This is a genomic window from Xanthomonas sp. NCPPB 1754 (assembly GCF_041475725.2).
GTDB lineage: Bacteria > Pseudomonadota > Gammaproteobacteria > Xanthomonadales > Xanthomonadaceae > Xanthomonas > Xanthomonas euvesicatoria.
On the sequence record NZ_CM192982.1, the window covers coordinates 3982098 to 4008811 of the forward strand.

The window sequence follows — 26714 nt, forward strand, 5'->3', positions numbered from 1 at the left end:
CTCCACACCGCTGACGGCCAATGCATCCCATCTCAACGTGCATCACACGCTCTAACGCGGCGGCTGCGTGCTCGCCCGCCAGGCGTCCAGGAACTGGCGGCGTTTGAGCTTGTCCAGATACACCAGCAGACCGGGGCCGAGCGGGATCGGGCGGAACGGTGGCTGCGCCGAACCGCCGCGGCCACCGGCGGCCGGCAGGATCGGCATCAGCCGCGCCTCGCGCGACAGCACCTGCTGGCCGCGCGGCGAAAGCAGGTAGTCGAGAAACCGGCGCGCCTCCGGCGCATGCGGCGCCGTCTTGGGGATCACCGCCGTGCGCAGCGCCACCAGCGTGTAGTCCTGCGGCTGCACGATGCCCAGCGGCGCGCCCGCATCGATGCGGGCCTGCGCGTAGGAGCCAAGCACGTTGTAGGCCAGCAGGAGCTCGCCACGGCTGACCCGATCGAGCAGGCTGCCGGTGCGCTCTTCCAACACCACCCGGTTGGCCCCCAGCGCCGCGAGCAGCGCGCCGGCGATACTGCCCACCTGGCCGTCCTGGGTCGCGAACAGATACCCCACGCCGCTGCGTTCGACATCGTAGGTGCCGACCTTGCCGCGCAGCGGTGCATCGGGCGCGCGCAACAACGCCAGCAACTGCCGGCGCGTGCGCGGCACGCGGGCGGCATCCAGCTTGCGCGTGTTGTAGACGATGGCCACCGGCTCGTAGCTGATGCCGAACACTTCATGGCGCCATTGCGCCCATGCCGGCAAGGCTTCGGTCTGTGCGGAGCGATGCGCCAACGCGTGGCCGTCGTTCACCAGTTTGGTCTGCAGATCCATGCTGGCGCTGATCAGCATGTCTGCAGCAGGTGCGCCATGACTTGGGTGCAGATAACGGTCATAGATGTCCCAGGCAATCACGTCTTCGTAGATCACCTCGGTGCCCGGATGCAGCCGCTGGTAATCCCGGATGACTGCGCCGAACACTTCCAGGTCGGTGGAGCCCTGCACGCGCAGCTGCACACGCACCGGGCCCTGTGCAGGAAAGCGCCGCACATCGCCGGGCGCCGCGCAGGCCAGGCCATGGACCAGCAGCAACAGCAGCATCCACATCGCCCGCATCACGCGTCTCCTCCGGGAAAATGCAGCGAGGCGATCAAGCCGCCACCGATGCGGTTGGAAAGATCGATGCGCCCGCCATGCGCTTCCACCACGCGCTTGACGATGGCCAACCCCAGCCCGGCGCCGCCGGCCGGCGCATCCGCCCCCCGCACGAAACGCTCGAACACACGCTCGGCCTCGGCCGCCGGAATGCCCGGGCCATGATCGGCAATGGTCAGCACATGGTGGTTGCCGTCGCTGGTGAGCGCCACCTGCAGCGGGGCACCGGCACCGGCACCGTATTTACAGGCGTTGTCGATCAGGTTTTTCAGCGCCTCGCGGAGCAGCAAGGCATCGCCGCGCAGCAGCGCCGGTTTCGGGTCGATCGCCAGCTGCACGCGCGGTGCGCCTGGGCTGCGCGGCAACGCTTCGTGCAGGGCCTGATGCAGTACATCGGCCAGATCCACGGTGGCAAAGCGCTGCAGGTTGGCACGGTGGATCACGCTGGCATCGCTGAGCAACTGATTGAGCAGCCGGCTCATATGGCTGGCGTTGCGCTCGATCGCCACCAGGCTGCGTTGCATCTCGTGCGGGTCGTCGTCGTCCATCGCCAGCTGCGCCTGCGCGCGCAAGGCCGCCAGCGGTGTGCGCATCTGGTGCGCGGCTTCGGCCATGAAGGCGCGCAGGGTTTCGTTGCTGGACGATAGCCGCGCCATGAACCGGTTGAGCGCGGTCACCATCAACTGCATTTCCTGCGGCGCCGGCACGTTCAGCGGCTTGAGGTCGGAGGGTTCGCGCCGCGACAGATCGCGCTCGATGCGCTGCAGCGGCCGCAACGCGCGGTAGACACCCAGCCACACCAGGCCCAGCGCCAGCAGCGACAGCACGCCGATCGCCACCAAGGCGTTGAGCACCACATCGCGCGCCACCGCATCGCGTGCGCGCCGGGTCTGGCCCACCTGCACGCGCACCTCGCCCTGCCCCGAGGCCGACGCCACCCGATGCATCACCACCGCAAAGCGCACCGGCTCGCCGCTGTACTGCGCATCGAACAGCAGCGGCCGCTCGTCGCGGGGCGCACGCGGCGGCGGCGGCAGCGTGTCTTCGCCGGTGATGGTGCGGCCCTGCGCATCGAACACGCGATAGAACACGCGGTCTTCCGGCGCCATGCCGAGCAGATCCAGCGAGGCATACGGCAGATCCACCTGCCAGTCGCCGCCGACCAAGGCCACACTGTCGATGATCGACAGCGCCGAGGACACCAGCAGGTGATCGTAGGACCGATTGGCCGCCCGCTCGCCGTAATCGCGTGCGGCAAAGAACAGCACCACTGCACCCAGCAGCGACAGGCTGCCCAGGTACAGCAGCAAGGTGCGCCGGATCGACGGTGCCACCACCAGCGGCTCAGCCATCGGCGCCCGGCTCCACCGGCGCATGCGGGTCGGCTTCTTCGAGTTTGTAACCGGCACCGCGCACGGTGACGATACGCAACGGCGCGGCGGCCAGCTTGCGCCGCAGCCGGCCGACATACAGCTCGATAGCATTGGGGCCGGCGTCGTCGTCGAAGCCGAACAAGCCGTTGCCGATCTCGTCCTTGCCAACCACCTGTCCGAGCCGTCCGATCAGGATCTCGAACAGGCGATATTCGCGATTGGGCAACTCGATCGGCACGCCATCCAGCAGCAGCGTGTGCGCGGCATTGTCGAAGACGAATCCGCCGATCTGCACCACCTCGCTGGCCTGCCCCCGGTTACGCCGCAGCAACACGCGGCAACGCGCTTCGAACTCACGAAAGTCGAACGGCTTGCCCAGGTAATCGTCCGCACCGACATCCAGTGCCTGCACGCGGTCTTCGATGCCATCGCGCGCAGTCAGCATCAGCACCGGCGTGGTATCGCCCCGCTCGCGCATGCCGGCCAGCACCCGCAGCCCATCGAGTTTGGGCAGACCGATGTCCAGCACCACCAGATCGAAGCTCTGATACCGCAGCACGCTGGCCGCCGCCAACCCATCGGCCTGCCAATCCACCGCATGCCCGCTACGGCGCATACGCCGCACGATGGCATCGGCGAGATCGGCATTGTCTTCGACTAGCAGAAGGCGCATGGGGCAGGGATTCGTGAATAGGGATTGGGGATTCGGAACAGCGGTTGGTCGCGGCCGGAAGGTAACAGGCCACGCGTACAAAAGCTCGCCGCTGTTGCAACTCTGCTTTTGCGAATCCCAAATCCCGACTCCCCAATCCCCGCCCCCAAACGACAGGTCCATGACAGCTTCGCCGGACTAGGCTGCTGCCAACGCGCCGCGGCGGTTGTGCGGTGCATTGCCAAACGTGATTCACACCTGTACCTGGGAGGGTCTGTGAGCAACGACACCTTGCGTTTGCGTGCCTTGGGCGCCTGCGCGGCGATCTGCCTGGCACCGGCGGCACATGCAGCCGACGAGGCCGGCCCGGTCACTGCCGAAGTGGGCGGGCGCGTGCATTGGGACTTCACCATGTTCGACAACGACGACCGTGGTGCACGCGAGCGCAACGACACCCAGTTCCGCCGCGTGTGGCTGGACGTGTCCGGCAAGTTCTACGGTTTCAACTACAAGGCCGAGGCGGATTTCGCCGGCCTGCAATACGAGGCGGGCAGCCGCGGCATCCTGGCGCGCGATGTCTATATCTCCAGGAAGTTCTCGGCCGGTACGTTGACCGTTGGCCAATTCAAGCAGTACTTCTCGCTCGACGATCGCACCGGCTCCAACTACGGCCCATTCCTGGAACGCGGCTACGCCTCGACCACGCTGGCGCCGATCTACCGCAAGGCCATTTCCTGGCAGACCAGTCGCCCGGATGCAACCTGGTCAACGTCCGCCTACAGCCTGGAAAGCATCGACAATTCTTCGACCAAGGGCGGTGCGCTCGGCACGCGCCTGACCTATGCGCCGGAGATGGGCCAGGCGCGCTTGCGCCACCTGGGTGTCTCGCTGGCGCACGAGCGCTATTCGCATCCGGGCAGTGGGGGCGCTTCATCGCTGCTGATCCGCCCACGTCCGGAAAACGATCTGGCCAACAATAGCCGCATCACTCTGGCGCGCTTTGCCGATGGCCGCGATACCGATTTCGACAAATGGTCGCTGGAATATGCCGAAGTGCTCGGCCCGTGGTCGTGGCAGAGCGAATTCAGCGGTGGCCTGCTCGACGATGGCGCGCAGCACGCCAAGGTGTTGGCCAGCTATGGGCTGGTCAGCTGGTTCGTCACCGGCGAATCGCGCGGGTACGACCGAAAGACCGGCCGCTTCAGCCGCATTGCCACGCCCAACCGCCCGTCCGGTGCGTTCGAGCTGGCATTGCGCTACGACTACATGCGTGGCGGCCAGCATCTGGACGGGCAACCGGACTTCATCAACGCCAGCACGCAGTCGTGGACGCTGGGCGGCAACTGGTATTTCAAGCCGAACCTGCGCGTGATGCTCAACGTGATCGATAGCCACAACCGCGATCGCATCGCCAACGCAGTGGTCGACCACACGCTGGCGGTAACCGGCCGCTTTCAGTACGACTTCTGATGCGCAACTGCATCGTGTCGGCAATCAGAAACACCGACGTGCGCACGCTGTTCGCGCATAGCGGCGCAACGCGCCGCTACCGCGGCAGGTCCGCGCGCAGCGCCGCGCTTGCGCTAGCTCGCGTACGTCCAGCAGCAACCGCATACCTGCATCGTCGGCGCTGCGCACCTTGCGCAACGCTGGGCTCCACTCTCCCCCTGCCGTACGCCTCAAAGGATTCTCCCGCATGCTGACCGCGCTCGGTTTCGGAATGGTGATCACTTTCATGTACCTGATCATGAGCAAGCGGTTGTCGCCGCTGGTAGCTCTGATCACGGTGCCGATCGTGTTCGCGTTGTTGGGCGGCTTCGGCACCGGCATCAACGAGATGATGCTCGAAGGCATCAAGAAGATCGCGCCCACCGGCGTCATGCTGATGTTCGCCATCCTGTATTTCGGGGTGATGATCGATGCCGGGCTGTTCGATCCGCTGGTCGGCCGCATCCTGCGCCTGGTCAAGGGCGATCCGCTGAAGATCGTGATGGGCACGGCGATCCTGGCGCTGCTGATCTCGCTCGACGGCGACGGCTCCACCACCTACATGATCACCGTCTCTGCGATGTTGCCGCTGTACCAGCGCCTGGGCATGAACGCGCTCAACCTCACCTGCGTCACCATCCTGTCCAGCGGCGTGATGAACCTGACCCCGTGGGGCGGCCCCACCGCGCGTGCCGCTACCGCGCTGCATGTGGATCCGGCCGATGTGTTCGTGCCATTGGTGCCGGCCATGGTGTTGGCGATCGCCGGCATTCTCACGCTGGCCTGGTATCTGGGCATGCGCGAACGTCGCCGCCTGGGCGTGGTGCGCCTGCCGGCGGACGGCAACTGGCTGGACACCAGCATCCCCGAAGACAACGACGCCCTGCCGCGCGTGGAAGACACCGAAGACATGAAGCGGCCCAAGCTGCTGTGGGTGAACCTGATCCTGACCCTGGCGCTGATGGGCGCGCTGGTGGTGGGCGTGCTGCCGATGCCGGTGTTGTTCATGATCGGCTTTGCGCTGGCGCTGATGATCAACTACCCGAACCTTGCCGAACAGCGCCGCCGCCTGGTCAATCACGCCGGCAACGTGCTGTCGGTGGTGTCGCTGATTTTCGCTGCGGGCATCTTCACCGGCATCCTGTCCAACACCGGCATGGTCGAAGCGATGTCGCGCAGTTTTCTGGCCGTCATTCCCGACAGCTGGGGCCCGTATCTGGCGGTGATCACGGCGATCGTCAGCATGCCGTTCACGTTCTTCATGTCCAACGACGCCTTCTATTTCGGCGTGCTGCCGATCCTGTCCGAAGCCGCAGGCCATTACGGCATCACCCCGGTGGAAATGGCCCGCGCCTCGCTCGCCGGCCAGCCGGTGCACCTGCTCAGCCCCCTGGTGCCATCGACCTATCTGCTGGTCGGCCTGGCCAAGGTCGACTTCGCCGACCATCAACGCTTCACGCTCAAGTGGGCGGTGCTGATTTCGCTGTTGATGCTGGGCGGCGGGTTGTTGTTTGGTCTGTTCCCTTTGGCGCGCTAGCCGCGCGCCGGGATTCGGCATTCGGGATTGGGGATTCGCAAAAGCGAATACCGCTGCCCGCTATTGCGAATCCCGTCATCCCCAATCCCGAATCCCAACTCCGAAGGAGTGACACCCAATGACTCTCCGCATCGCATACGTCACCAGTGGCATGGGCAGTGTCGGTACCGCGATTTGCCAGAAACTGGCGCGCAGCGGGCACACCGTGGTTGCCGGTTGCGGGCCCAATTCGCCGCGCAAGACGTCGTGGCTGCGCGAGCAGCGCGAGTTGGGCTTCGATTTCGTGGCATCCGAAGGCAATGCCGCCGATTGGGAATCCACCGTGGCTGCGTTCGCCAAGGTCAAGGCCGAAGTCGGCGAGATCGATGTGCTGGTCAACAATGCCGGCGGCAGCCGCGACACCTTGTTCCGGCAGATGAGCCGCGACGACTGGAATGCGGTGATCGCCAGCAACCTGCATTCGTTGTTCAACATCACCAAGCAGGTGGTCGATGGCATGACCTCGCGCGGCTGGGGGCGCATCGTCAATATCGGCTCGGTCAGCGCGCACAAGGGGCAGATCGGCCAGATCAATTTCGCCACCGCCAAGGCGGCGATGCATGGTTTCAGCCGTGCGTTGGCGCAAGAGGTCGCCTCGCGCGGGGTCACCGTCAACACCATCTCGCCCGGCTATATCGCCAGCGCCTCGATCAGCAGCTTTCCGCCGGATGTGCTCGATCGCCTGGCCACCTCGGTGCCGGTGCGCCGGCTCGGCAAACCGGCCGAAGTTGCCGGACTGTGCGCCTGGCTCGCCTCCGATGAGGCCGCCTATGTCACCGGCGCCGATTACGCGGTGAATGGCGGGCTCTACATGGGCTGAGCGAGCGCGCAAACTAGGCCCGTTGCGCTGTACGCACAACACGCTCTCGCCGCGCACCGCTAGATGTCTCGCTGCCCACCTGCCCCGCACGTCCGGCGCCCGATCTGCGGCAGCGCCCACAAGGCCAGCAGATCCGTGCGCGTGCGCGTGTGCGCCGCGCCCGCGCGCGCAAGCAGCCGCCACCGTGCGAACAACCCGCCTCTAGTGCGAACTGATTACACTCTGGCTTTTCCGCAGCGCGCTGCCATGGCCAAACCTTCAGACCGCACCACGCTCACTGCCCGTCCGCAGATGGCCGACATCGCGCGCATGGCGGGCGTGTCCGAATCCACCGTGTCGCGGGCCCTGGCCGGCAGCCCGGTCGTGGCCGAACGCACGCGCGCCTATATCAAGCAGATTGCGGCCGATGCCGGCTACCAGGTCGACCCGGTGGCACGCAGCCTGCGCGCCAAACGCTCCAACACCGTGAGCGTGGCAGTGCCGATGATGCATGCGCTGGATCAGCCGCTCTCGGACCCGTTCCTGATGACCATGCTGGCGCTGCTGGCCGAAGAACTCACCGGACGCGGCTACAGCATGCTGCTCTCCAAACTGGACCGGCATCAGGATGGCTGGGTGGAACAACTCGCGCGCGGCAGCCGCTCCGACGGCGTCATCGTGCTGGGGCAAAGTTCCGAACACGCCGCGCTGGATGCGGCCGCACGTGACGGCCTGCCGATGGCGGTATGGGGCAGCCGCATCGATGGGCAGTCGTACATCAGCGTGGGCAGCGACAATTTCCAGGGCGGCGTGCTCGCCACCGACCATCTCATCGCCAGCGGCCGCCAGCGCATCGCCTTTCTGGGCGACGACCAATTGCCCGAGGTGGCACCGCGGTTTGCCGGCTATCGCCACGCGCTGGAGCGACACGGGCTGGAATTTGATACGCGGCTGCACGCGCGCAGCCATTTCGTCAGCGAAGATGCCTACCGCCTTACCCGCGCGATGCTCAAGAAAGCCGACCCGCCCGATGGCCTGTTCGCCGCCTCCGATGTCATCGCCGTGGGTGCAATCCGCGCCCTGGTCGAGGCCGGCCATCGCGTGCCGCAGGACATCTCGCTGGTGGGCTTTGACGACATCCCGCTGGCCGCCTACAGCCAACCGCCGTTGACCACCGTGCAGCAGGATCTGGGCCTGGCCGCGCGGTTGTTGGTAGACCGGCTGCTGGCGTTGATTGCAGGCGAGCAGGTGCAATCGGTTGAAATGCCGGTGAAGCTGGTGGTGCGCGAGTCGGCGTGAGGCGGAGATTCGGGATTCGGGATTGGGAGATACCAGCCCGGCAACCCGCTTCCTTCTCCCGCCTGCGGGAGAAGGTGCCCGAAGGGCGAATGAGGGCCGGCGGCCAGCCGATCCACCGTACTCGCCACCCCAGGCAACCCGGCAGGCACTCGCGTCTGGCATCTGCGGCAGCCAGCGATGTCAGCCCCGCATTGCTATGCCCCTGCCGGGATCGTCCCCTGCTTGCGGCTCCGTACGCACAACATCGCCGCTGCCGCTGCCAGCATCAGCGCGCCGGCCAGGCGGACCACGTTGCGCGGGTCGCCGTGCAGCACATGCTCGTAATACAGCGGCAAGGTGACGATCTGGATCAGCATCGGCAGTACGATGAACAGGTTGAACAAGCCCATGTACACGCCGGTGCGCTCGGGCGGGATGCTGTCGGCCAGCATCAGATACGGGTTGCCCATCATGCTGGCCCAGGCCAGGCCAATGCCGATCATCGGCAGCAGCATCAGCCAGCGATTTTCGATGCCAGGCAGCAGCCACATGCCGATACCGGCGGCGACCAGGCAGGCCGCATGCGTGTACTTGGGACCGAAGCGACGCACCACCGGCACCATCGCAAACGCCGCCAGAAACGCAACGAAGTTATAGAACCCGCCGATCTGCCCATTGACCAGGCCGGCCTCGCGGAAACCATGCGAGGTGGGGTCGGTGGTGCCGAACAACGTGGTCGACAGCGACAGCACGATGTATTGCCAGTAGCAAAAGATCGCGTACCACTGAAACAGCATCACCGGGGCCAACTGGCGCATGGTGGGCGGCATCTCGCGCAGCGCGCTGCCGATTTCGCGCACCGTCGCACCCAGCCCGGCGCCGCGCTGGCGGATGCGTGCGATCTCTGCCGGCGCGATCGCCGGCTCGCGCACGCTGCGTGCCGTGAGCAGGATCGAGCCTGCTGAAAAGCCCGCGCCGATCACGAACGCGGCAATGGTGACGTAAGGGATGTGGTGTGCGTTGGCAGCGTCCTGGTTCATGCCCATCCACACCAGCAACGGCGGCGTGAGGTAGGCCAGCGTCTGCGCAAGGCCGGTAAATGCGCTCTGGGTGAGATATCCCAACGGTCGCTGCGGCGGCGCCAGGACGTCGCTCACCAGCGCACGGTAGGGCTCCATCGCCACGTTGTTGGCCGCATCCAGCACCCACAGCAGGCATACCGCCATCCACAGCGCGGTACTGAACGGCATCGCCAGCAGGCACAGGCTGCACACCAGCGCGCCTAGCACCATGTACGGCATGCGCCGGCCCCACCGCGTCACCGAGCGGTCGCTCCACGCCCCTACGAACGGCTGCAGCACCAGGCCGGTGATCGGCCCGGCCAGCCACAGGTACGGCAGGTTGGCGTGGTCGGCGCCCAGATAATTGTAGATCGGGCTCATGTTGCTCTGCTGCAGCCCGAAGCTGTATTGCACGCCAAAAAACCCGGCGTTGAGCGCCAGGATGCGCGCGAAGGAGAGCTTAGGAACGGTCGACGACATGCAAGGCCCTGGGCATCGGTGCGGCTCCCGGTGGCCGCAGCGCACTGTACCCTGCCGTTGATGCAATCGATTGTAACGCTGCATCGCAGCACGTTTCCCCATCTGAAATAAATCAGATGCAACTTGCCATTTATGCTGCGACGCAAGATTGCAATCGATTGTATTACAGCGTATTACTGCGCTCGCACTGCAGGCCACATAGCCACTCCCTGGGAGGGGACGATGCAGGCGTCGGCACACCACCATCTGTGAGAGAGAGAATCGCAATGTCCACCTTGCACACCATGCGCCTGCATGCCCTGGCCTGCGCGGTCGTCTCCTGCCTGTGCGCGCCCGCCGCGCTGGCCCAGGACACAGCCGCCGCTGCGCCGGCCACGCCGCCGGCTGCCGACAGCGCCGCGGTCAATCTGGATTCGGTGTTCGTCACCGGCACCTCCACCGCCACCACCAAACTGAAATCCAGCGTCTCGGTCAGTACCGTCGGCGCCGAGGCGATCGAACAATCGGCGCCGCGCAGTACGGCAGAAATCTTCCGCAATATCCCCGGCATCCGCTCAGAATCCAGCGGTGGCGAAGGCAATGCCAATATCGCCGTGCGCGGTTTGCCAGTGGCCTCCGGCGGTGCGAAATTCCTGCAACTGCAGGAAGATGGCCTGCCGGTGATGGAGTTCGGCGATATCGCCTTCGGCAACTCGGACATCTTCCTGCGTTCGGATTTCACCCTGGACCGCATCGAAGCCATCCGCGGCGGTTCGGCGTCCACCTTCACCAGCAACGCGCCCGGCGGCATCATCAACTTCATCAGCAAGACCGGTGACACCGCAGGCGGCAGTGTCGGCGTCAGCCGCGGCCTGGACTACGACAACACCCGCATCGACTTCAATTACGGCGCACCGTTCGCCGAGCAATGGCAGTTCAACATCGGCGGCTTCTTCCGCCAGGGCGATGGCGTGCGCGATGCCGGCTACACCACCGACAAGGGTGGCCAGCTCAAGGCCAACCTCACCCGCCTGTTCGACAACGGCTACGTGCGCCTGTACGGCAAATACCTCAACGACCGCGCCGCCGGCTACCTGCCGGTGCCCACCTCGGTGCGCGGCCGCGATGGCTCACCAGACCTGGGCGGCTTTCCCGGTTTCGATCCCGGCAACGACACCTTGTACAGCCGCAACTTTCGCACCGACGTGGGCCTGGACGGCAACAACCAGCCGCGCCGCACCGATCTGGGCGACGGCATGCACCCCATCTCGCGCACCATCGGTGCCGAGGCCTGGTTCGACCTGGGCAATGGCTGGAACCTGAGCGAGAAGTTCCGCGTCGCCGACAACAGCGGCCGCTTCGTCAGCCCGTTCCCGGCCGAAGTCACCGACGCCGCGTCGCTGGCCGCTTCCATCGGCGGTGCCGGTGCGCAACTGGTGGAAGCCGGCGGACCCAATGCTGGCCAGGCCTACACCGGCAACGCGATTCGCACCCACCTGTTCAACGTGGCCATCAACGACCTGGGCAACGTCACCAACGACCTCAGCGTCTCGCGCGAGTTCGGCGGCGACGGGCGCACGCTGAACCTGCGCATGGGCTATTACAGCTCACGCCAGACCATCGACATGGACTGGACCTGGAACTCGTACGTGCAGAGCCTGGGCCGCAACTCGCGCTTGCTCAACGTGGTGGACGCGGCCGGCGTCTCACGCTCGCAGAACGGCCTGTACGCCTACGGCACGCCGTTCTGGGGCGACTGCTGCGTCACCCGCAGCTACGACGTGCGCTACGACGTCAACGCGCCCTACGTTGCGCTCACCTTCGACAGCGGCAAGTTCAGCGTCGACGGCAGCCTGCGCTACGACATGGGCGATGCGCGCGGCAGCTACAACGGCACTGCCATCGCACAGAACCTGGATGTCAACGGCGATGGCGTGATCCAAACGGTGGAACAGCGCGTGGCCACGGTGGACACCGCCAATTCGCGCCCGGTGGACTACGACTGGAATTACCTGTCGTACTCGCTGGGCGGCAACTATCTGATCACCGACGACCTGGGCGCGTTTGCGCGCATCAGCCGCGGCGCACGCGCCAACGCAGACCGGTTGTTGTTCGGCGTGGTGCGCGACGACGGTTCGGTGTCTTCCGAGGAAGGCGTCAACGTGGTGCGCCAGGCCGAAGCCGGCCTGAAGTGGCGCCGCGACGGGCTGAGCCTGTTCGCCACCGCGTTCTCTGCACGGACCCAGGAGCAGAATTTCGAAATCACCAGCCAGCGGTTCTTCAATCGCAGCTATGAAGCGCACGGCGTGGAACTGGAAGCCAGCTATCGCTACCAAGGTTTCACCCTCAATGGCGGCCTGACCTGGACCGATGCAGAAATCTCGCGCGATCAGATCACCCCGGAAAACACCGGCAACGTGCCGCGTCGCCAGGCCGATGTGGTGTGGCAGCTCACGCCCAGCTACCGCGGCGACAGCTACCAGTTCGGCGTGAACCTGATCGGCACCACCGACGCCTACACGCAAGACGCCAATCAGTTGAAGATGCCCGGCTATACGCAGGTGAACCTGTTCGGCGACTACCGCGTCACCGACGCGCTCACCGTGGCGCTCAACGTCAACAACCTGTTCAACACCTTTGGCCTGACCGAAGCCGAAGAGGCGACCATTCCGGCCAATGGCATCATCCGCGCGCGCTCGATTGCCGGCCGTACCACCAGCATCAGCCTGCGTTACGACTTTTAAGGACCCCGCGCCGGGCCCTGCCCGGCGGCCTCTGATGAGCACCTCCCCGATCGATTCCACCGCACTGCGCGCGGCCTTCGCCGCGCCGCTGGACCCGCAACGCGCCGACGTGCTGTTGTCGCGCTACGACCAGCACGCGTCGCGTTTGCTGGATGCCTTGCACGCGCTCTACGGCCAGCGTGCCGACTATGCATCGTGGCTGGCGCAGTGGCTGGGCGAGGTAGGCACGATCGCCCGGCAACGCCCGCAAGCCTTGCAAGCGCTCGACAGCACCCGGCACGCCGGTTGGTTCGGCGAACAGCACATGCTCGGCTACAGCGCCTACGCAGACCGCTTTGCCGGCACGCTGCAGGGCGTGGCCGAGCGCGTGCCGTATCTGCAGGAACTGGGCGTGCGCTACCTGCATCTGCTGCCGTTCCTGCGCGCACGCGCTGGCGACAACGACGGCGGCTTTGCGGTCAGCGACTACGGCCAGGTGGAACCCAGCCTGGGCACCAACGACGACTTGATCGCACTCACCACCCGCCTGCGCGAAGCGGGCATCAGCCTGTGCGCGGACTTCGTGCTCAATCACACCGCCGACGATCACGCCTGGGCACAGGCGGCCCGCGCCGGCGATGCACGTTATCTGGATTACTACCACCACTTTGCCGACCGCAGCCTGCCCGACCGGTACGAAGCCACGCTGGGGCAGGTGTTTCCGCACACAGCGCCTGGCAACTTCACCTGGGTGGACGACACCGCGCAGTGGATGTGGACCACATTCTATCCGTATCAATGGGATTTGAACTGGAGCAACCCGGCGGTATTCGGCGACATGGCCCTGGCGATGCTGCGGCTGGCCAACCTGGGCGTGGAAGCATTCCGCCTGGATTCCACGGCCTATCTGTGGAAGCGTATCGGCACCGATTGCATGAACCAGCCCGAAGCGCACACCTTGCTGGTGGCTCTGCGCGCGGTGACCGATATCGTCGCGCCGGCGGTGGTGATGAAGGCCGAAGCCATCGTGCCGATGACGCAACTGCCGCCATACTTCGGGAGCGGCACGGACCAGGGCCACGAATGTCATCTGGCCTATCACAGCAGCTTGATGGCGGCCGGCTGGTCGGCACTGGCGTTGCAACGCGGCGACATCCTGCACAACGTGATCGCGCACAGCCCACCGCTGCCGCGCCACTGTGCATGGTTGAGTTATGTGCGTTGCCATGACGATATCGGCTGGAATGTGCTGCAGCACGAAGCCAGCGGCAATGCAGCGCAGCCGCCGTTTTCGCTGCGCGATGTGGTGCGCTTCTATGCCAACGCGGTGCCTGGCAGTTACGCGCGCGGCGAGAGTTTCCAGAGCAGCGGCGACGGCGTGCATGGAACCAATGGCATGGCTGCTGCACTCACGGGCATCCAGGCCGCGCAGGAGGCAGGCGATGCGGCGGCGTTGGCGGTTGCAGTGGACCGGCTGGTGTTGCTGTATGCCATTGCGCTTGCCATGCCGGGTGTCCCGCTGATCTACATGGGCGACGAATTGGCGATGGTCAATGACCCCGGCTATCGCGACGATCCGCTCCGCCAGCATGAAGGCCGTTGGCTGCATCGGCCGGCGATGGATTGGCAGCTTGCCGCGCAGCGTCACGATGCCAACAGCCTGAGTGGCACGGTGTACCGACGTTTGCGTGGATTGATCCGTCAACGTACCGCACTCACCGCGTTGGCGGCGGATCAGGCACTGGGCAGCATCGCGTTGAACGATGCTCGCGTGTTCGCGTTGACGCGTGGCGAGAGCTTTATCGCCTTGCATAACTTCAGTGACCAGCCGCTCGACGTGGAGCTTGCGGCGGTCGGCGTCGATGGATGGACGCTGCTGGCCATCGACGACGCGGTTGATGCCGCGGCCATGAGCGACGATGTATCGATCGTGCTTCCGCCTTACGGCGTGCGTTGGTTGCAGCGTAAGGGCTGAACATACCCGATAGGCGTAAGCGGTGATTGGCCGCGCGTTTGGTGAGCCGCATCTTCGCCTAAGCGCGCTCCGCGCAATCACCTACTGATGCAAGCGCAGCATGGCCCGCGCACCAGGAGCGCGCGGGCCATGCCTTGAGCCCCGACGGGAACGGGGCTTTTTCAAGACCCGTCAATTGCCAGGAATCAGCGCTTTGCCAGCGCCAGCAGCGTTTCTGCGGTTTTCTCCGAAGACGCCGGGTTCTGACCGGTGACCAGGGTGCCGTCGGTGACCACGTACACGCCCCAGTCGGCGCCCTTTTCGTACTTGCCGCCGAGTTCGGTCAGCACGTCTTCGACCAGGAACGGCACGATCTTGGTCAGGCCCACGCCCTCTTCTTCGCTGTTGGTGAAACCTGTGACGCGGCGGCCATTGACCAGTGGCTTGCCGTCGCTGCCCTTGACCCGACGCAGCGCGCCTGGTGCGTGGCACACCAGACCATGCGGCTTGTTGGCCTTGGCAAAGGTCTCGATCAGCGCGATGGAATCGGCGTCTTCAGCCAGATCCCAGAGCGGGCCGTGGCCGCCCGGGTAGAACAGCACATCGAAGTCCTCGGCCTTGATGTCGGCCAGACGGTGCGTGCTAGCGAGGGCCTTCTGCGCATCCTGGTCCTGCTTGAAGCGTTTGGTGGCGTCGGTTTGTGCGTCGGGCTCGTCGCTCTTGGGATCCAGCGGCGGCTGGCCACCCTTGGGCGAGACAAGGGTGATGTCCGCGCCTGCATCCTTGAACACGTAATACGGCGCGGCAAATTCTTCCAGCCAAAACCCGGTCTTCTTGCCGGTGTCACCAAGCTGGTCGTGGGACGTCAGTACCATCAAAACTTTCATCGCATTGCCTCGTGTCATGGCCCAACTGGGCAAGGCAGCCAGTGTGCAGTTCAGCCCGTTGCAGCCTCGTGTAGAGCGCGTGGTGCCCGCTGCATGTGTTCATGAATGTTGCGATCGCGTCCAACAAGCCAATGCAGTTGACAGGCGCGCCGCCGGTGCTCCGGGCGCCGCACGTGTCTTTTTACATGCCGGCTTTTGCGCGCCATTCGCGCCCACCCAACAATGTCTCGCCAGCTGTGTCAGCAACTGTCGGGCGCTGCGATGCGCCGCAACGGCAGCAAACGCCTCGCCTCACACATTCATTGCCGGCGGCTGCAGCTGATCCATGCGGATGCGGTTGGCGAACAACGAAAACGCCAGCATGCCGGCCAGCCCGCTGACACGGCTCACCCACGGCGGCAGCCAGCGTGGCGCGACCAGCACGCCGCTATCGAACAACGGCGCAAAGCGCGCCACATCGCCCAATGCCATCTTGCCGGCGAACAGGTAACGGCACAGCTGCAGCTGGTCGCGCTGCAAGGAATGGCGGAAGAAGGTGTGCACCGCGACCAAACCACGCAGATACACGGTGTCCTTGGTGAACGCACCGCCGCCACTGGTCGGCACGCCGCGGAACACGCGCTGCGCCGACGAAAAACTTTCTGCAGCGCTCTGCCCGCCTGCGGTGAAATAGCGAAATACCTCGATGAAATCCGCACCCGAGCGTGCCATCGCAATCGCTTCGATGCGCAGGCTGATGCGCTTCATGCGCTCGATATCGATGCTGCCGGTGATCTGCTCGGCAAACGTGGCCAGGCCCTCCTGCGTTGCGGTCGTGCGCGGGGACGAAATGCCCAGGCTGGGCAGATGCACCTGCGCGCGCCCGTTGAGCGCGGTCAGCGAATGCACCAGCGCTTCGTGATGGAACAGCTGCGCGCGGTCGTAATCGCTGAACGTGGCACCGGTGCGCAAGCGGATGCGATGCGCGCCGGCCGCCGCCTTGGCGAGCAGATCCGGATCGAGCGTGACAGTGATGACGCGCCCCTCGAAAAACCCGTCCAGATCGTTCTGCAACTGCATGCGCAAGGCGGTGGCCGAGACCGGCACCTGCTCTTCCGGCGCCATCAGTTCGCGATCCAGCTCCTGCGCGATCTGGATGAAATGCTGCGCCGCTTCGCGTGTGCTCGGCCCGTTGCCCGGCATCGGGTCCTCCGGCACGCCGAACAATTGCGCCGAGTACTCGCTCACCGCCGGGGTGCCCAACGACTCCAGCAAACCTGCTGCAAGACTCCAGCTATGCGCCGAATCGATGAGGTATTCACCCAGCGGATGATGCGGGTCGGCGTCCTTGGCGATGGCGGCCAGTTCGCGCCGGGTGTCGCCGAAATCCAGCGATGGATACTCGACCTGCGGCAATTCCGGCTGCCCGCGCGCCACGCTGTTGAGAAACGGCTCCTGCAGCGAGCGCGGCCAGCTGGCCAGGGCCAGCAGGCGCACACCGCGCACGGCCTTGACCAGGCGCGCATCCAGCGCCGCGTGATGGACGATGTCCGGCGGCCCCTTGCGCGAGGGCATCAGCGCCGCCCGGGACGATCGACGCTGGCCGGCCGCTTGCCCGACCCCTTGCCGCGATTGTTCTGCGCAACGCGGGTGGCGAGCTTCTCGGCGGCGCTGGCCACTTCCACCCGCAGCTTCATGTAGTTGGCAACACGCTCCGGGTCCAGCTCGCCTGCGTCGATCGCCGCACGCACCGCACAGCCCGGCTCGGCGATATGCGCGCAATCGTTGAAGCGGCACTGCGCCGCCAGGGCCTCCACGTCCGAAAAACCGCCTTCGGCCAGATCCTCTTCGCCGGTCGGCTTGAGCTCGCGCATGCCAGGCGTGTCGATCAGGCACGCCCCGGACGGCAATGGAATCAACGCGCGATGCGTGGTGGTGTGACGGCCGCGCGAATCGTTCTCGCGCACCGCATTGGTCTTCATCTTCTGCGTGCCGAGCAGCGTATTGGTCAGGGTCGATTTACCCGCACCGGACGAGCCCACCAGCACCGCCGTGCGGCCATCGCCCAGCCACGGCCGCAACGCGGCCACGCTGTCCGGATCCTTGGCATTGACCGCGCGTAACGGAATGTTCTGCGCCTCCAGCTCTTCCAGCACCGCCAACGCATCCTCGGCGTATTCGGTCTGATCGGCCTTGGTCAGCACCACCACCGGCTGCGCACCGCCGCCGCCCACCAGCAACAGATAGCGCTCGATGCGGCGTGGATTGAAGTCCGCATCCAGCCCACACACGATGAACACCGTATCGATATTGGCCGCGATCACCTGCTGGTGGTAATGCTCGCCGGCCGCCCCCCGCTTGATCGAGGTGCGCCGCGGCAGCAACGCCACGATGCGCTTGCCCTCCATCAACACCCAATCGCCCACCGCCGCCCGCTCATGGCTGGGAAAGCGCGGCCGCTGCCACTCCGGCAACGACTCGGCCTTGACGCTGGCCTCCGGCGTATCGGCCACCACATAACCGGTGCGATGCTGCTCCACCACCCGCGCCGGCAGCGCCTGCGGATGCGCGGCAAAGAGCGCCTGCCAGGCCGGATCCTCGGCAGGGCCAGGCCAGGGCCAGCCAATGGACTGGAGGGTGGGGTAATCGGGGGACACAATGCTCATGGGGGGAATTCTAGTCTGAATCTCGGCGGTGCTACCCAACCCGCGACGTCCCCCCGCTCTGAGTAGCGGCCGGGTTTAGAGTCCGGGGTTGATGATATCGGTGTTGGCCAGCTGTTGGGCATACGCAGATGGCGTCATGCCGCCAATGGCCTTCTTGGGTCGCTCCTCGTTGTATTCGCGTCGCCAGCGTTCGATCTCGGTACGCGCATGCAGCAGGGTTGGGAACCAGTGCTCGTTGAGGCATTCGTCGCGCAGCCGGCCGTTGAACGATTCGACGTAGGCGTTCTGGTTTGGCTTGCCAGGCTGGATCAGCCGTAACTGCACGCCACGCGCATGTGCCCAGGCCACCATCGCTTTGCCGCAAAACTCCTTGCCGTTATCTGTGCGGATCACCTGTGGCAAGCCGCGACTGTGCGCCAGCCGATCCAGCACGCGTGTCACGCCATGGCCCGAGATTGCGCGCTCCACCTCGATGGCGATCGCTTCGTGGGTTGCATCGTCCACGATCACCAGACACTTGATCACTCGGCCTTCGGCGCTGCGGTCGAACACGAAATCCATCGACCACACCTGATTGGCCTGCGATGGCCGCAGCAGCGGCTGACGCTCTCCTATCAGCACCTTTTTGCGCTTGCGGCGCCGGACCTGCAGCTGCTGCTCGCGGTACAACCGCTCCACACGCTTGTAGTTCACGATGCGTCCTTCCTGTCGTAATTTGAGATAGATCATCCCCACACCATAACGGCGATGGCGATGCGCCAACGCACAGATGCGTTCGCGCAGTTCGACGTTGCGATCTTCGCGCGGGCAATATCGCAGCGCACTGGCGCTCATGCCGATCACTGCCAACGCACGACGCTCGCTGGCACCACGCCCGATCCACTCGCGCACCAGCATGCGACGCGCCGGTGCGCTCACCACTTTTTTCGCTGTGCATCCTTGATCAGGTCGTTCTCGAACAGCTGCTCGGCCAGCAACTTCTTCAGCCGCGCGTTCTCGGACTCAAGGTCCTTGAGCCGCTTGGCATCGGGCACGCTCATCCCGCCGAACTTGCTGCGCCACAGATAATAGGAAGCCTCGCTGAAGCCATGCCGCCGGCACAGGTCCTTGATCGCCACACCGGCATCAGCTTCGCGCAGGAAGCCGATGATCTGTTCTTCAGAAAAACGCTTCTTCACGTCCAATCTCCTCGAGTTAGGGAATTGGACTCCAAACTGAGGTGCTACTCAAAATTGGGGGGACGTCGTCCCCTGTTGCAGTCTGTACAGATGTGCGTATTGGCCTTCCGGGCGGTCGACCAGCTCGGCATGCGAGCCGCTCTCGACGATGCGTCCCTTCTCCACCACGACAATGCGATTGGCCTGCCGCACGGTAGAAAGGCGGTGCGCGATGATCAGCACGGTGCGTCCCTTGCAGATCGCGCGCATATTGCTCATCACCGCGTGTTCCGATTCGTAATCCAGGGCGCTGGTGGCTTCGTCGAGAATCAGAATGCGCGGATCGCCGATCAGTGCGCGCGCGATCGCAATGCGCTGCCGCTGCCCACCGGACAGGCCGGTGCCGTGCTCGCCAACCTTGGTGTCGTAGCCTTCCGGCAGTTCCAGAATGAAGTCGTGGGCACCTGCCAGCTTGGCCGCATGGATCACCCGCTCCAGCGGCATGCCGGGATCGGTCAACGCGATGTTCTCGCGCACGCTGCGGTTGAACAGGAAGTTTTCCTGCAGCACCACGCCCAACTGACGACGCAACCAGGCCGGATCGGCCAGCGCCAGGTCTTGGCCATCGATCAGCACCCGCCCGCGCTCGGGCGTGTAGAGCCGCTGCACCAGCTTGGTCAGCGTGCTCTTGCCGGAGCCGGAACGGCCGACGATGCCGATGATTTCGCCTGGGCGGATATCCAGCTCGATCCCGTTGAGCACCTCGGGCGCATCCGGCCGATAGCGGAACGTGACCCGCTCGAACGTCACCTGCCCGCGAATCGGCGGCAATGCCAGGCGACTGCCCGGCAACTCGGTGCGGGTATTGAGGATGTCGCCCAACCGCTCGACCGAGATACCGACCTGCTGGAAGTCCTGCCACAACTGAGCCAGCCGAATGATCGGCGCGGTGACCTGGCCGGACAACATGTTGAAGGCGATCAGCTGGCCAATCGACAGCTTGCCTTCCATCACCAGCTTGGCGCCCCAGAACAGCACCGCCACGGCGGTGAGCTTCTGCACCAGTTGCACGCCTTGCTGGCCCAGCGTGGCGATGCGGGTGACGTTGAACCCGGCGCTGACATAGCCGGCCAGCTGGTTGTCCCAGGTGCGGGTCACGCGCGGATCCACCGCCATCGCCTTGACCGTGCCGATGCCGCTGACCGTCTCCACCAGGAAGGATTGGTTGTCGGCGCCGCGCGCGAACTTGTCGTTCAGGCGTTTGCGCAGCACCGGGGTGACCAGGCCCGAGATGGTCGCGTACAACGGCAGCGACAGCACCACGATCAAGGTCAGCCAACCGCTGTACCAGAACATCACCGACAGAAAGACCACCGTAAAGAATAGGTCCAGCACCGAGGTCAGCGCCTGTCCGGTCAGGAAGTTGCGGATGTTCTCCAGCTCGCGGACGCGCGCGATGGTGTCGCCGACCCGCCGCGATTCAAAATACGCCAGCGGCAGCGACAACACATGCCGGAACAGCCGCGCACCCAGCTCCACATCGATCTTGCTGGTGGTGTGGGCGAAGACGTAGGTGCGCAATCCGGACAGCAGCACGTCGAACACCGCCATCGAGACCAGCCCGATCGCGATCACGTCCAGCGTGGTCAGGCCGTTGTGCACCAGCACCTTGTCCATCACCACCTGATAGAACAGTGGCGTGATCAGCGCGAACAGCTGGATGAAGAACGAGACGATAAAGACCTCGATCATCAACTTGCGGTACTTCACCACCGCAGGAATGAACCAGCTGAAGTCGAACTTGGCCAGGTCGCCGAGCACCGAAGCCCGCGAGGCCACCTGCAGCAACCGCCCCTGGTAACGTGCTTCGAACTCGGCGGGAGAGATGGAGCGTGGCCGCTTTTCGACCAGATCGTGGACCAGGATCTGGTCCGCACCCACCTTTGCGACGATAAAGGCATCACCATCCGGCACCAGGGCCAGCGCCGGTAACGCGGCCATGCCGATCCGCGCCGCCGGTTGGGCGACGACCTTGGCTTTCAGCCCCAATTGCTTGGCAGCCAGCAGCAGCGCGGTTTCGTCGAATGGCTCGCCCCCACGGCCAAAGCCGTGCGCAAGCTGCGTCGCATCGGCGGCAACGCCATGAAATTGCGCAAGAAGGACAAGTCCCTGCAGCCCCAAATCCGGTCGGTCTTGCACCGACGAGCCGCCCTCGACCAACGAGAGCGACGCACTTCCCCCTGACATACGCGTTCCTTGCTGTAGAGCCCAAGCCGGACTCGAGTGATGGAATAGAATCCGGAGATGTTAAGAAGCTGTCAATCAGCCCCCCCTCGCTGTCGATCTATTTTCTCAATCAGGCGTCTCTCAGGCTGAGACGCACTCACTGATGTCCGCTCGTGCCATTCCCCAATAGCCATACCTACTAATAGTAAGCCGGAGGGTGACGCCTCTTGACATCGTTGCCGATGCAAGCATGCCCGCCTGTCATATTTCCGCTACCATGCCAAGCCTCACGCCTACCACCGGCCCGTCGCATGTCCACTGCCCCGCAAAAGCCGCTCGCCATCCGCGAGCGTCTGTCCGAAGTCCGCTACGAGATCCGGGGCGAGCTGGCGCGACGAGCGCGGGAGTTGGAGGCGCAGGGACGCAAGCTGATCAAGCTCAATATCGGCAACCCGGGTGCATTCGGGTTCCGCGCGCCGGAGCATCTGCAGCGCGCCATCGCCGACGACATGGGCCGCACCGATCCCTACACCCATCAGCAGGGCCTGCCGGAAGCGCGCGAGGCGATCGCCAAGGCGTATTCGCGACGCCAGCACCCCGATGCGCATCCGGACCGTATCTTTGTCGGTAACGGGGTCAGCGAGCTGATCGACCTGTCGCTGCGCGCCCTGCTCAACCCCGGCGATGAAGTGCTGGTGCCCTCGCCCGACTACCCGCTGTGGTCGGCGGCGACCATCCTCAATGACGGCCGCCCGGTGTATTACCGCTGCGCGCCGGAGAATGGCTTCCAGCCGGACCCGGTGGAGATCGAAACGCTGGTGTCCTCGCGCACCCGCGCCATCGTGTTGATCAATCCCAACAACCCCAGCGGTGCGAGCTATTCGCGCGAGTTGCTGGAGCGCATCGTGGCGATCGCCACCAAGCACAACCTGCTGCTGATGGTCGACGAAATCTACGACCAAGTGCTGTACGACGACGCGGCCTTCGTGCCGGTGGCGCCGCTGGCCGGTGCGCACCCGTGCATCACCTTCAGCGGGCTGAGCAAGGTGCACCGCGCCTGCGGCTGGCGGGTGGGCTGGGCGCTGCTGTCGGGCGAGCAATCGCGCATCAACGATCTGCGCAACGCGATGGACCTGCTCGGCGCGCTGCGCCTGTGCGCCAACGTACCGGGCCAGTACGCCATCGATGCGGCGGTCAATGGGCCGGACACCATTTCCGCGTTGTGCGCGCCCGGTGGCCGCCTGTACGAAACCCGCCGTGCGGTGATCGAGGCCTGCGCGGCCAGCGAGCACCTGTCGCTGGTGGCGCCGGCCGGTGCGCTGTACGCCTTCCCGGCGGTGGTCGGTGCGGCCGCGCGCAATTTCGACGATCATGCGTTCGCACTCGATCTGATGAACGAAGAAGGCGTGCTGGTGGTTCCCGGCTCCAGCTTCAACGTGCCGTATCGCCACCATTTCCGCGTGACCCTGATGCCGGAAGCCGGTGTGATGCGCGATGTGTTCGCCCGCATCGACCGTGCATTGGCACGCCGCGCCGAAGCGGTCACCAAGGTGGTTCCACTCAAGCCACGCAGCGTGGCCTGATGACTGCGCCTGGCGCGCCGCTGCGCTATCTGGCGCTCGGCGATTCGTACACCATCGGCGAAGGCGTTGCGCCTGACCAGCGTTGGCCTTCGCAACTGGTCGATGGCTTACGTGCATACGGTTGGAACGTGGCGCCGCCGCAGATCATCGCCACCACCGGCTGGACCACCGACGAATTGCAGGCCGGGATCGACGCGGCAGCCCCGCAGGGTCCGTTCGACCTGGTGAGCTTGTTGATTGGCGTCAACAATCAGTATCGCGGGCGCCCATTGGACGAGTACCGCCAGCAGTTCGACGCCCTGCTGCTGCGTGCAATTGCATGCGCGAACGGCCACCCGGCACGCGTGTTCGTGCTGTCGATTCCCGATTGGGGCCTGACCCCGTTTGCGCGCGCGCGCAGTGGCGATGCCGCGTTGATCGGTGCGCAGATCGACGCGTTCAATGCAATCGCTGCCGACCGCTGCAGTGCACATGCGGTGCGCTTTGTCGACATCACGGCCACCAGCCGCGATGGCGGCCATGCGGTGGACATGCTGGTGGACGACGGTTTGCATCCTTCCGGCGCAATGTATGCGCGTTGGACGGCACTGGCGCTACCGGCAGCGCGCGATGCGTTGGGCGCAACTGGGTCGTTGGACACGATCGTCTAAGCGTAGCTGGGCAACACAGACCGGGCTGCTGCCAGGTAGCTGCGGCCGGCGCCCGGAATCAGGATTCACCAACCGTACGCTGCAGTTCTTGCATGCGGCCCAAGCCCATCTGCTGGCTGCGCGCAACATCTTGGCAAGGCACCAAGTCACAGCGTTTTGCTGCGCTTCTCTGCCGCGGTTGTGCGCGCTTGGGTTTGCACGTGCCTCCACAGCGCGAGATGTCGCACGCGATCCCTGCCAGCCCTCTTTACGTCGATGCGGTAGCAACAGGCGTTGCAGCCAGGCCTTTCGATCCGCGCACGTCGAATACCAGCCACCGATGCATCCGTGGGCACGCATCGCAAACTGCCAACCCGCCCTACCCCAACCAGCCCGGCAGGCCCTAAGCTAGCCGCGCAGCACGCCTGATTGCCAAGGAACGACATTGCACACCACCGCCACCCAACCGATGAGCCGCGCGCAGGCGTTGACGATTGCACGCGCATTTCTGCCGGCGCATCCGCTGGGCAACCGCTACGACTACTACTACACGCAAGCCAAGCTGCGCACCGACCCGCTGTATCCGGGCGTGCTGGCCGAGCTGCGCACGACCACGGCGCCGGTGCTGGATCTGGGCTGCGGGCTCGGCCTGCTGGCCCATGCACTGCGCGCCGATGGCCAGGCCTTGGCCTATCACGGCGTGGATGTGGATGCGTCCAAGATTCGCCGCGCACAGCACATCGCGCAGCGCTCGAACCTGGGCGCTACCAAGTTCGAAGTGGTCGATCTGAGCGTGGCATGGCCGCAGCATCGGGGCAGCGTCACCATCCTGGATGTGCTGCAGTATCTGCAAGCGGACATGCAGGCCAGTCTGCTGCGCAGCGTGGCGCAGATGCTCACGCCCGGCGCGAAGCTGGTGATTCGGAGCGCGCTGAGCGATGCCAGCAGCCGTGGCCGCACCAGCCGTGTCACCGACGTCCTGGCGCACCTGAGCGGCTGGATGCAGCGGATGCCGCGCAGCTATCCCACGCGCGAGAGCCTGCAGGCGCACCTGGACGCGGCCGGCCTGCGCGCCACGTTTGCGCCGCTGTATGGCAACACGCCCTTCAACAACTGGCTGATCGTTGCAGAGCCACGCTGAGCGCGGCAGGCGACGGGCACACGTTGCGAGCAATCGTCGACCAGACGTCGAAGCGGGGAAGGAACTGTCATGTCTGGGCGGCGCATGCCGCGCCAACACCGGCAGCGCCCGCCAGGCGGCGACTGCAATTGTTTTGTCCGTCGCGCTTAATCCGGCCGCCGCCCCACCAACCCGCGCGCCTGCATCGCCTCCAGCACGCCGCGCAGGATGGTGAGGTTGTGGCCGTGCGCAGCGCCTTCATGCAGCAGCACGATGGCGCCGGGTTGCAGATCGCGCACGATGCGGGCGACGGTGGTGTCCGGCTCGCATTGCACGCCGTCGAAGCCGCGCGCGCTCCAGGCCACCCGGGTCAGCCCGTGCGCGCGCAGCGGCGAGGCGACGAAGGGGTTGGTCATGCCGACCACCGAGCGGTACAGCCGTGGCGCCTGGCCGGTAATGCACGCCAGCACGCGCTGCGCCTGGCCGATTTCCTGCGCCATCCGGCGCGGCCCCAGCGCCCAGAACCAGGCTTGCGGATGGGTGTGGCTGTGGTTGCCGATGCCATGCCCGCGCCGCACCATGTCGCGCACCAGCTCGGGCCGCTGCTCGGCACGCGCGCCGACCAGGAAGAACGTTGCCTTGGCGTCGTAAGCATCCAGCAGGTCGAGGATGGCTGGGGTGTCGTCGGACGGGCCATCGTCGATGGTCAGCCAGACATGCGGCGCGCGACCGGGTAACCGCGCCAGCACCGGCGCATACAGCCGCGCGCGCGGCAGGAACACCGGCACCACGAACAGCGCGTGCGACAGCAGCAGCGCAGGCAGCCCCCAGGCCCAGCCCAGATGCCACCACAGCAGTGCCACCGCTGCCTGCGAGAGGGCCAACAGGCCCACCCAGCGGTAGGGGCGCGAAGGGGTGCGATACAGCGTTTCCGGCGTGGTCATGCCCAATGATGCCATGCGGCGTAGAATGCCCGGTCTCCACGCTGCCACCCAAGTGCTGCCATGTCTCTCGATCCCGCCCTGCGTTCCCGTATCGATACGCTGCTGCAATCCAGCCGCGTGGTGCTCTTCATGAAAGGCCAGCCCGGCATGCCGCAGTGCGGTTTTTCGGCCAAGGCGGTCGGCGTGCTGGACGGTCTGGGCATCGACTATGCCCACGTCAACGTGCTGGCCGACCAGGAAATCCGCGAGGGCATCAAGGCCTATGGCGACTGGCCGACCATCCCGCAGCTGTACGTGGACGGCGAGCTGATCGGCGGCAGCGACATCATCGTGCAGATGGCCGACAGCGGAGAGCTGAGCAGCATGCTCGGCCTGCAGGCGCCCGACCGCAGCCCGCCCAAGATCACCATCACCCCCGCCGCGGTCGAGATGCTCAAAAGTGCGCTGGCCGATGCGCCGGATGCCTCGCTGACGCTGGCCATCGATGCCAATTTCCAGCCCAATTTCCAGCTGGCGCCGACCAACCCGAACGCCATTGCGGCTGAATCCAACGGGCTGCGCGTGCAGTTCGACCTGGCCAGCGCGCGTCGTGCCGACGGCATCACCATCGACTGGGTCGACGACATCCGCGGCCGTGGCCTGGCCATCGATAACCCCAATGCGCCCAAGCCGGTGCAGGAGCTGTCGGTGCGCGATGCCGACGACCGTCTCAAGGCCGGCAGCCTGACCCTGGTGGACGTGCGCCCGGCCGACGAGCGCGCACTGGCCACGGTGGCCGCACCGTTCCGCACGCTGGATGCGCACGAGCGCGCCGCCATCGAACAGTTGCCCAAGGACACCCCGCTGGCGTTCCTGTGCCACCGCGGCGGCCGCAGCCTTCAGGCCGCCGAACATTTCCGTGGGCTGGGCTTCACCAATGTCTACAACGTCACCGGCGGCATCGATGCGTGGTCGGACGAGGTGGACAACGGCGTGGCGAAATACTGAGCAACACATCGGCGGTCGTCGCACGGTTGCGGC

General features: G+C 65.4%; 20 protein-coding genes. 10 read left to right on the forward strand and 10 right to left on the reverse strand.

What is annotated here, in order from left to right; all coding sequences use genetic code 11:
• Positions 1-51: 51 nt before the first annotated feature.
• The 3 genes from ACCQ15_RS17155 to ACCQ15_RS17165 are packed head-to-tail and all read right to left on the reverse strand — an operon-like array spanning position 52 to position 3186.
• Complete coding sequence (locus ACCQ15_RS17155) at positions 52-1101, reverse strand: ABC transporter substrate-binding protein (protein ID WP_218492862.1); 1050 nt, start codon at positions 1099-1101, stop codon at positions 52-54.
• Entirely contained in the window at positions 1101-2492 is a 1392-nt protein-coding gene (locus tag ACCQ15_RS17160) for a sensor histidine kinase (RefSeq protein WP_029820232.1), read from the reverse strand. Before ACCQ15_RS17160 ends, ACCQ15_RS17155 begins: the two co-directional genes overlap by 1 nt.
• Positions 2485-3186 (reverse strand): response regulator transcription factor, encoded by a 702-nt coding sequence (locus ACCQ15_RS17165; protein ID WP_005912054.1) that lies wholly within the window; start codon positions 3184-3186, stop codon positions 2485-2487. The genes ACCQ15_RS17160 and ACCQ15_RS17165 overlap by 8 nt, the downstream gene beginning before the upstream one ends.
• 255 nt (positions 3187-3441) lie before the next feature.
• On the opposite strand from ACCQ15_RS17165, the gene ACCQ15_RS17170 reads away from it, so the two are divergent.
• The 4 genes from ACCQ15_RS17170 to ACCQ15_RS17185 all read left to right on the forward strand — a co-directional run bounded on the left by ACCQ15_RS17170 (position 3442) and on the right by ACCQ15_RS17185 (position 8327).
• The gene (locus ACCQ15_RS17170; RefSeq protein ID WP_122272355.1) at positions 3442-4635 is read left to right on the forward strand and encodes an OprO/OprP family phosphate-selective porin; all 1194 of its coding nucleotides are present in this window, start codon (positions 3442-3444) and stop codon (positions 4633-4635) included.
• Positions 4636-4861: 226 nt separating this feature from the next.
• On the forward strand, positions 4862-6190 hold the full coding sequence (locus ACCQ15_RS17175) for a CitMHS family transporter (protein ID WP_005912056.1): 1329 nt from the start codon (positions 4862-4864) through the stop codon (positions 6188-6190).
• A gap of 118 nt (positions 6191-6308) precedes the next feature.
• A complete protein-coding gene (gene phbB / locus ACCQ15_RS17180) occupies positions 6309-7049 on the forward strand; it encodes an acetoacetyl-CoA reductase (protein WP_372380830.1) in 741 nt (246 codons plus the stop codon).
• Positions 7050-7295: 246 nt separating this feature from the next.
• Positions 7296-8327 (forward strand): LacI family DNA-binding transcriptional regulator, encoded by a 1032-nt coding sequence (locus tag ACCQ15_RS17185; RefSeq protein ID WP_008573641.1) that lies wholly within the window; start codon positions 7296-7298, stop codon positions 8325-8327.
• 194 nt (positions 8328-8521) lie between these two features.
• Here the strand turns inward: ACCQ15_RS17185 and ACCQ15_RS17190 are convergent, their stop codons facing one another.
• Positions 8522-9847 (reverse strand): MFS transporter, encoded by a 1326-nt coding sequence (locus tag ACCQ15_RS17190; protein WP_372380831.1) that lies wholly within the window; start codon positions 9845-9847, stop codon positions 8522-8524.
• Positions 9848-10113: 266 nt separating this feature from the next.
• Between ACCQ15_RS17190 and ACCQ15_RS17195 the strand changes: the two genes are divergently transcribed.
• Positions 10114-12570 (forward strand): TonB-dependent receptor, encoded by a 2457-nt coding sequence (locus ACCQ15_RS17195; RefSeq protein ID WP_162998394.1) that lies wholly within the window; start codon positions 10114-10116, stop codon positions 12568-12570.
• 34 nt (positions 12571-12604) lie between these two features.
• A complete protein-coding gene (locus tag ACCQ15_RS17200) occupies positions 12605-14524 on the forward strand; it encodes an alpha-amylase family protein (RefSeq protein ID WP_218560512.1) in 1920 nt (639 codons plus the stop codon).
• Between the two features lie 185 nt (positions 14525-14709).
• On the opposite strand, the gene ACCQ15_RS17205 is transcribed toward ACCQ15_RS17200, so the two are convergent.
• The 5 genes from ACCQ15_RS17205 to ACCQ15_RS17225 all read right to left on the reverse strand — a co-directional run bounded on the left by ACCQ15_RS17205 (position 14710) and on the right by ACCQ15_RS17225 (position 21439).
• Positions 14710-15390, reverse strand: a complete 681-nt coding sequence (locus ACCQ15_RS17205; RefSeq protein ID WP_011348546.1) for a type 1 glutamine amidotransferase domain-containing protein — start codon at positions 15388-15390, stop codon at positions 14710-14712.
• 291 nt (positions 15391-15681) lie between these two features.
• Complete coding sequence (locus tag ACCQ15_RS17210; protein ID WP_109291003.1) at positions 15682-16944, reverse strand: flavohemoglobin expression-modulating QEGLA motif protein; 1263 nt, start codon at positions 16942-16944, stop codon at positions 15682-15684.
• Entirely contained in the window at positions 16944-18035 is a 1092-nt protein-coding gene (rsgA, locus tag ACCQ15_RS17215) for a ribosome small subunit-dependent GTPase A (RefSeq protein ID WP_372380832.1), read from the reverse strand. The genes ACCQ15_RS17210 and rsgA overlap by 1 nt, the downstream gene beginning before the upstream one ends.
• A 75-nt stretch (positions 18036-18110) precedes the next feature.
• Positions 18111-19213 (reverse strand): IS3 family transposase gene (locus tag ACCQ15_RS17220; protein WP_372380833.1). Its coding sequence is split into 2 segments (ribosomal slippage): positions 18111-18967 and positions 18967-19213, totalling 1104 coding nucleotides; the frame shifts between segments, so codons are not numbered across the junction.
• Positions 19214-19261: 48 nt separating this feature from the next.
• Positions 19262-21439 carry a type I secretion system permease/ATPase gene (locus ACCQ15_RS17225; protein WP_372380834.1) on the reverse strand — a complete coding sequence of 726 codons (2178 nt, stop codon included), beginning with the start codon at positions 21437-21439 and terminating at the stop codon, positions 19262-19264.
• 290 nt (positions 21440-21729) lie between these two features.
• Between ACCQ15_RS17225 and ACCQ15_RS17230 the strand changes: the two genes are divergently transcribed.
• The 3 genes from ACCQ15_RS17230 to ACCQ15_RS17240 all read left to right on the forward strand — a co-directional run bounded on the left by ACCQ15_RS17230 (position 21730) and on the right by ACCQ15_RS17240 (position 24771).
• Positions 21730-23001, forward strand: coding sequence for a pyridoxal phosphate-dependent aminotransferase (locus ACCQ15_RS17230; RefSeq protein ID WP_218503383.1), 1272 nt, complete (start codon positions 21730-21732; stop codon positions 22999-23001).
• Positions 23001-23651 (forward strand): SGNH/GDSL hydrolase family protein, encoded by a 651-nt coding sequence (locus ACCQ15_RS17235; RefSeq protein ID WP_372380835.1) that lies wholly within the window; start codon positions 23001-23003, stop codon positions 23649-23651. The genes ACCQ15_RS17230 and ACCQ15_RS17235 overlap by 1 nt, the downstream gene beginning before the upstream one ends.
• 448 nt (positions 23652-24099) lie before the next feature.
• Positions 24100-24771, forward strand: a complete 672-nt coding sequence (locus tag ACCQ15_RS17240; RefSeq protein WP_372353916.1) for a methyltransferase — start codon at positions 24100-24102, stop codon at positions 24769-24771.
• A gap of 146 nt (positions 24772-24917) precedes the next feature.
• Here ACCQ15_RS17240 and ACCQ15_RS17245 read toward each other — a convergent pair whose 3' ends face one another.
• Positions 24918-25709, reverse strand: coding sequence for a polysaccharide deacetylase family protein (locus ACCQ15_RS17245; protein ID WP_031424303.1), 792 nt, complete (start codon positions 25707-25709; stop codon positions 24918-24920).
• A gap of 45 nt (positions 25710-25754) precedes the next feature.
• Here ACCQ15_RS17245 and grxD point away from each other — a divergent pair, with 45 nt between their 5' ends.
• Positions 25755-26681, forward strand: coding sequence for a Grx4 family monothiol glutaredoxin (gene grxD / locus ACCQ15_RS17250; RefSeq protein WP_008573624.1), 927 nt, complete (start codon positions 25755-25757; stop codon positions 26679-26681).
• The last annotated feature ends 33 nt before the right edge of the window (positions 26682-26714 follow it).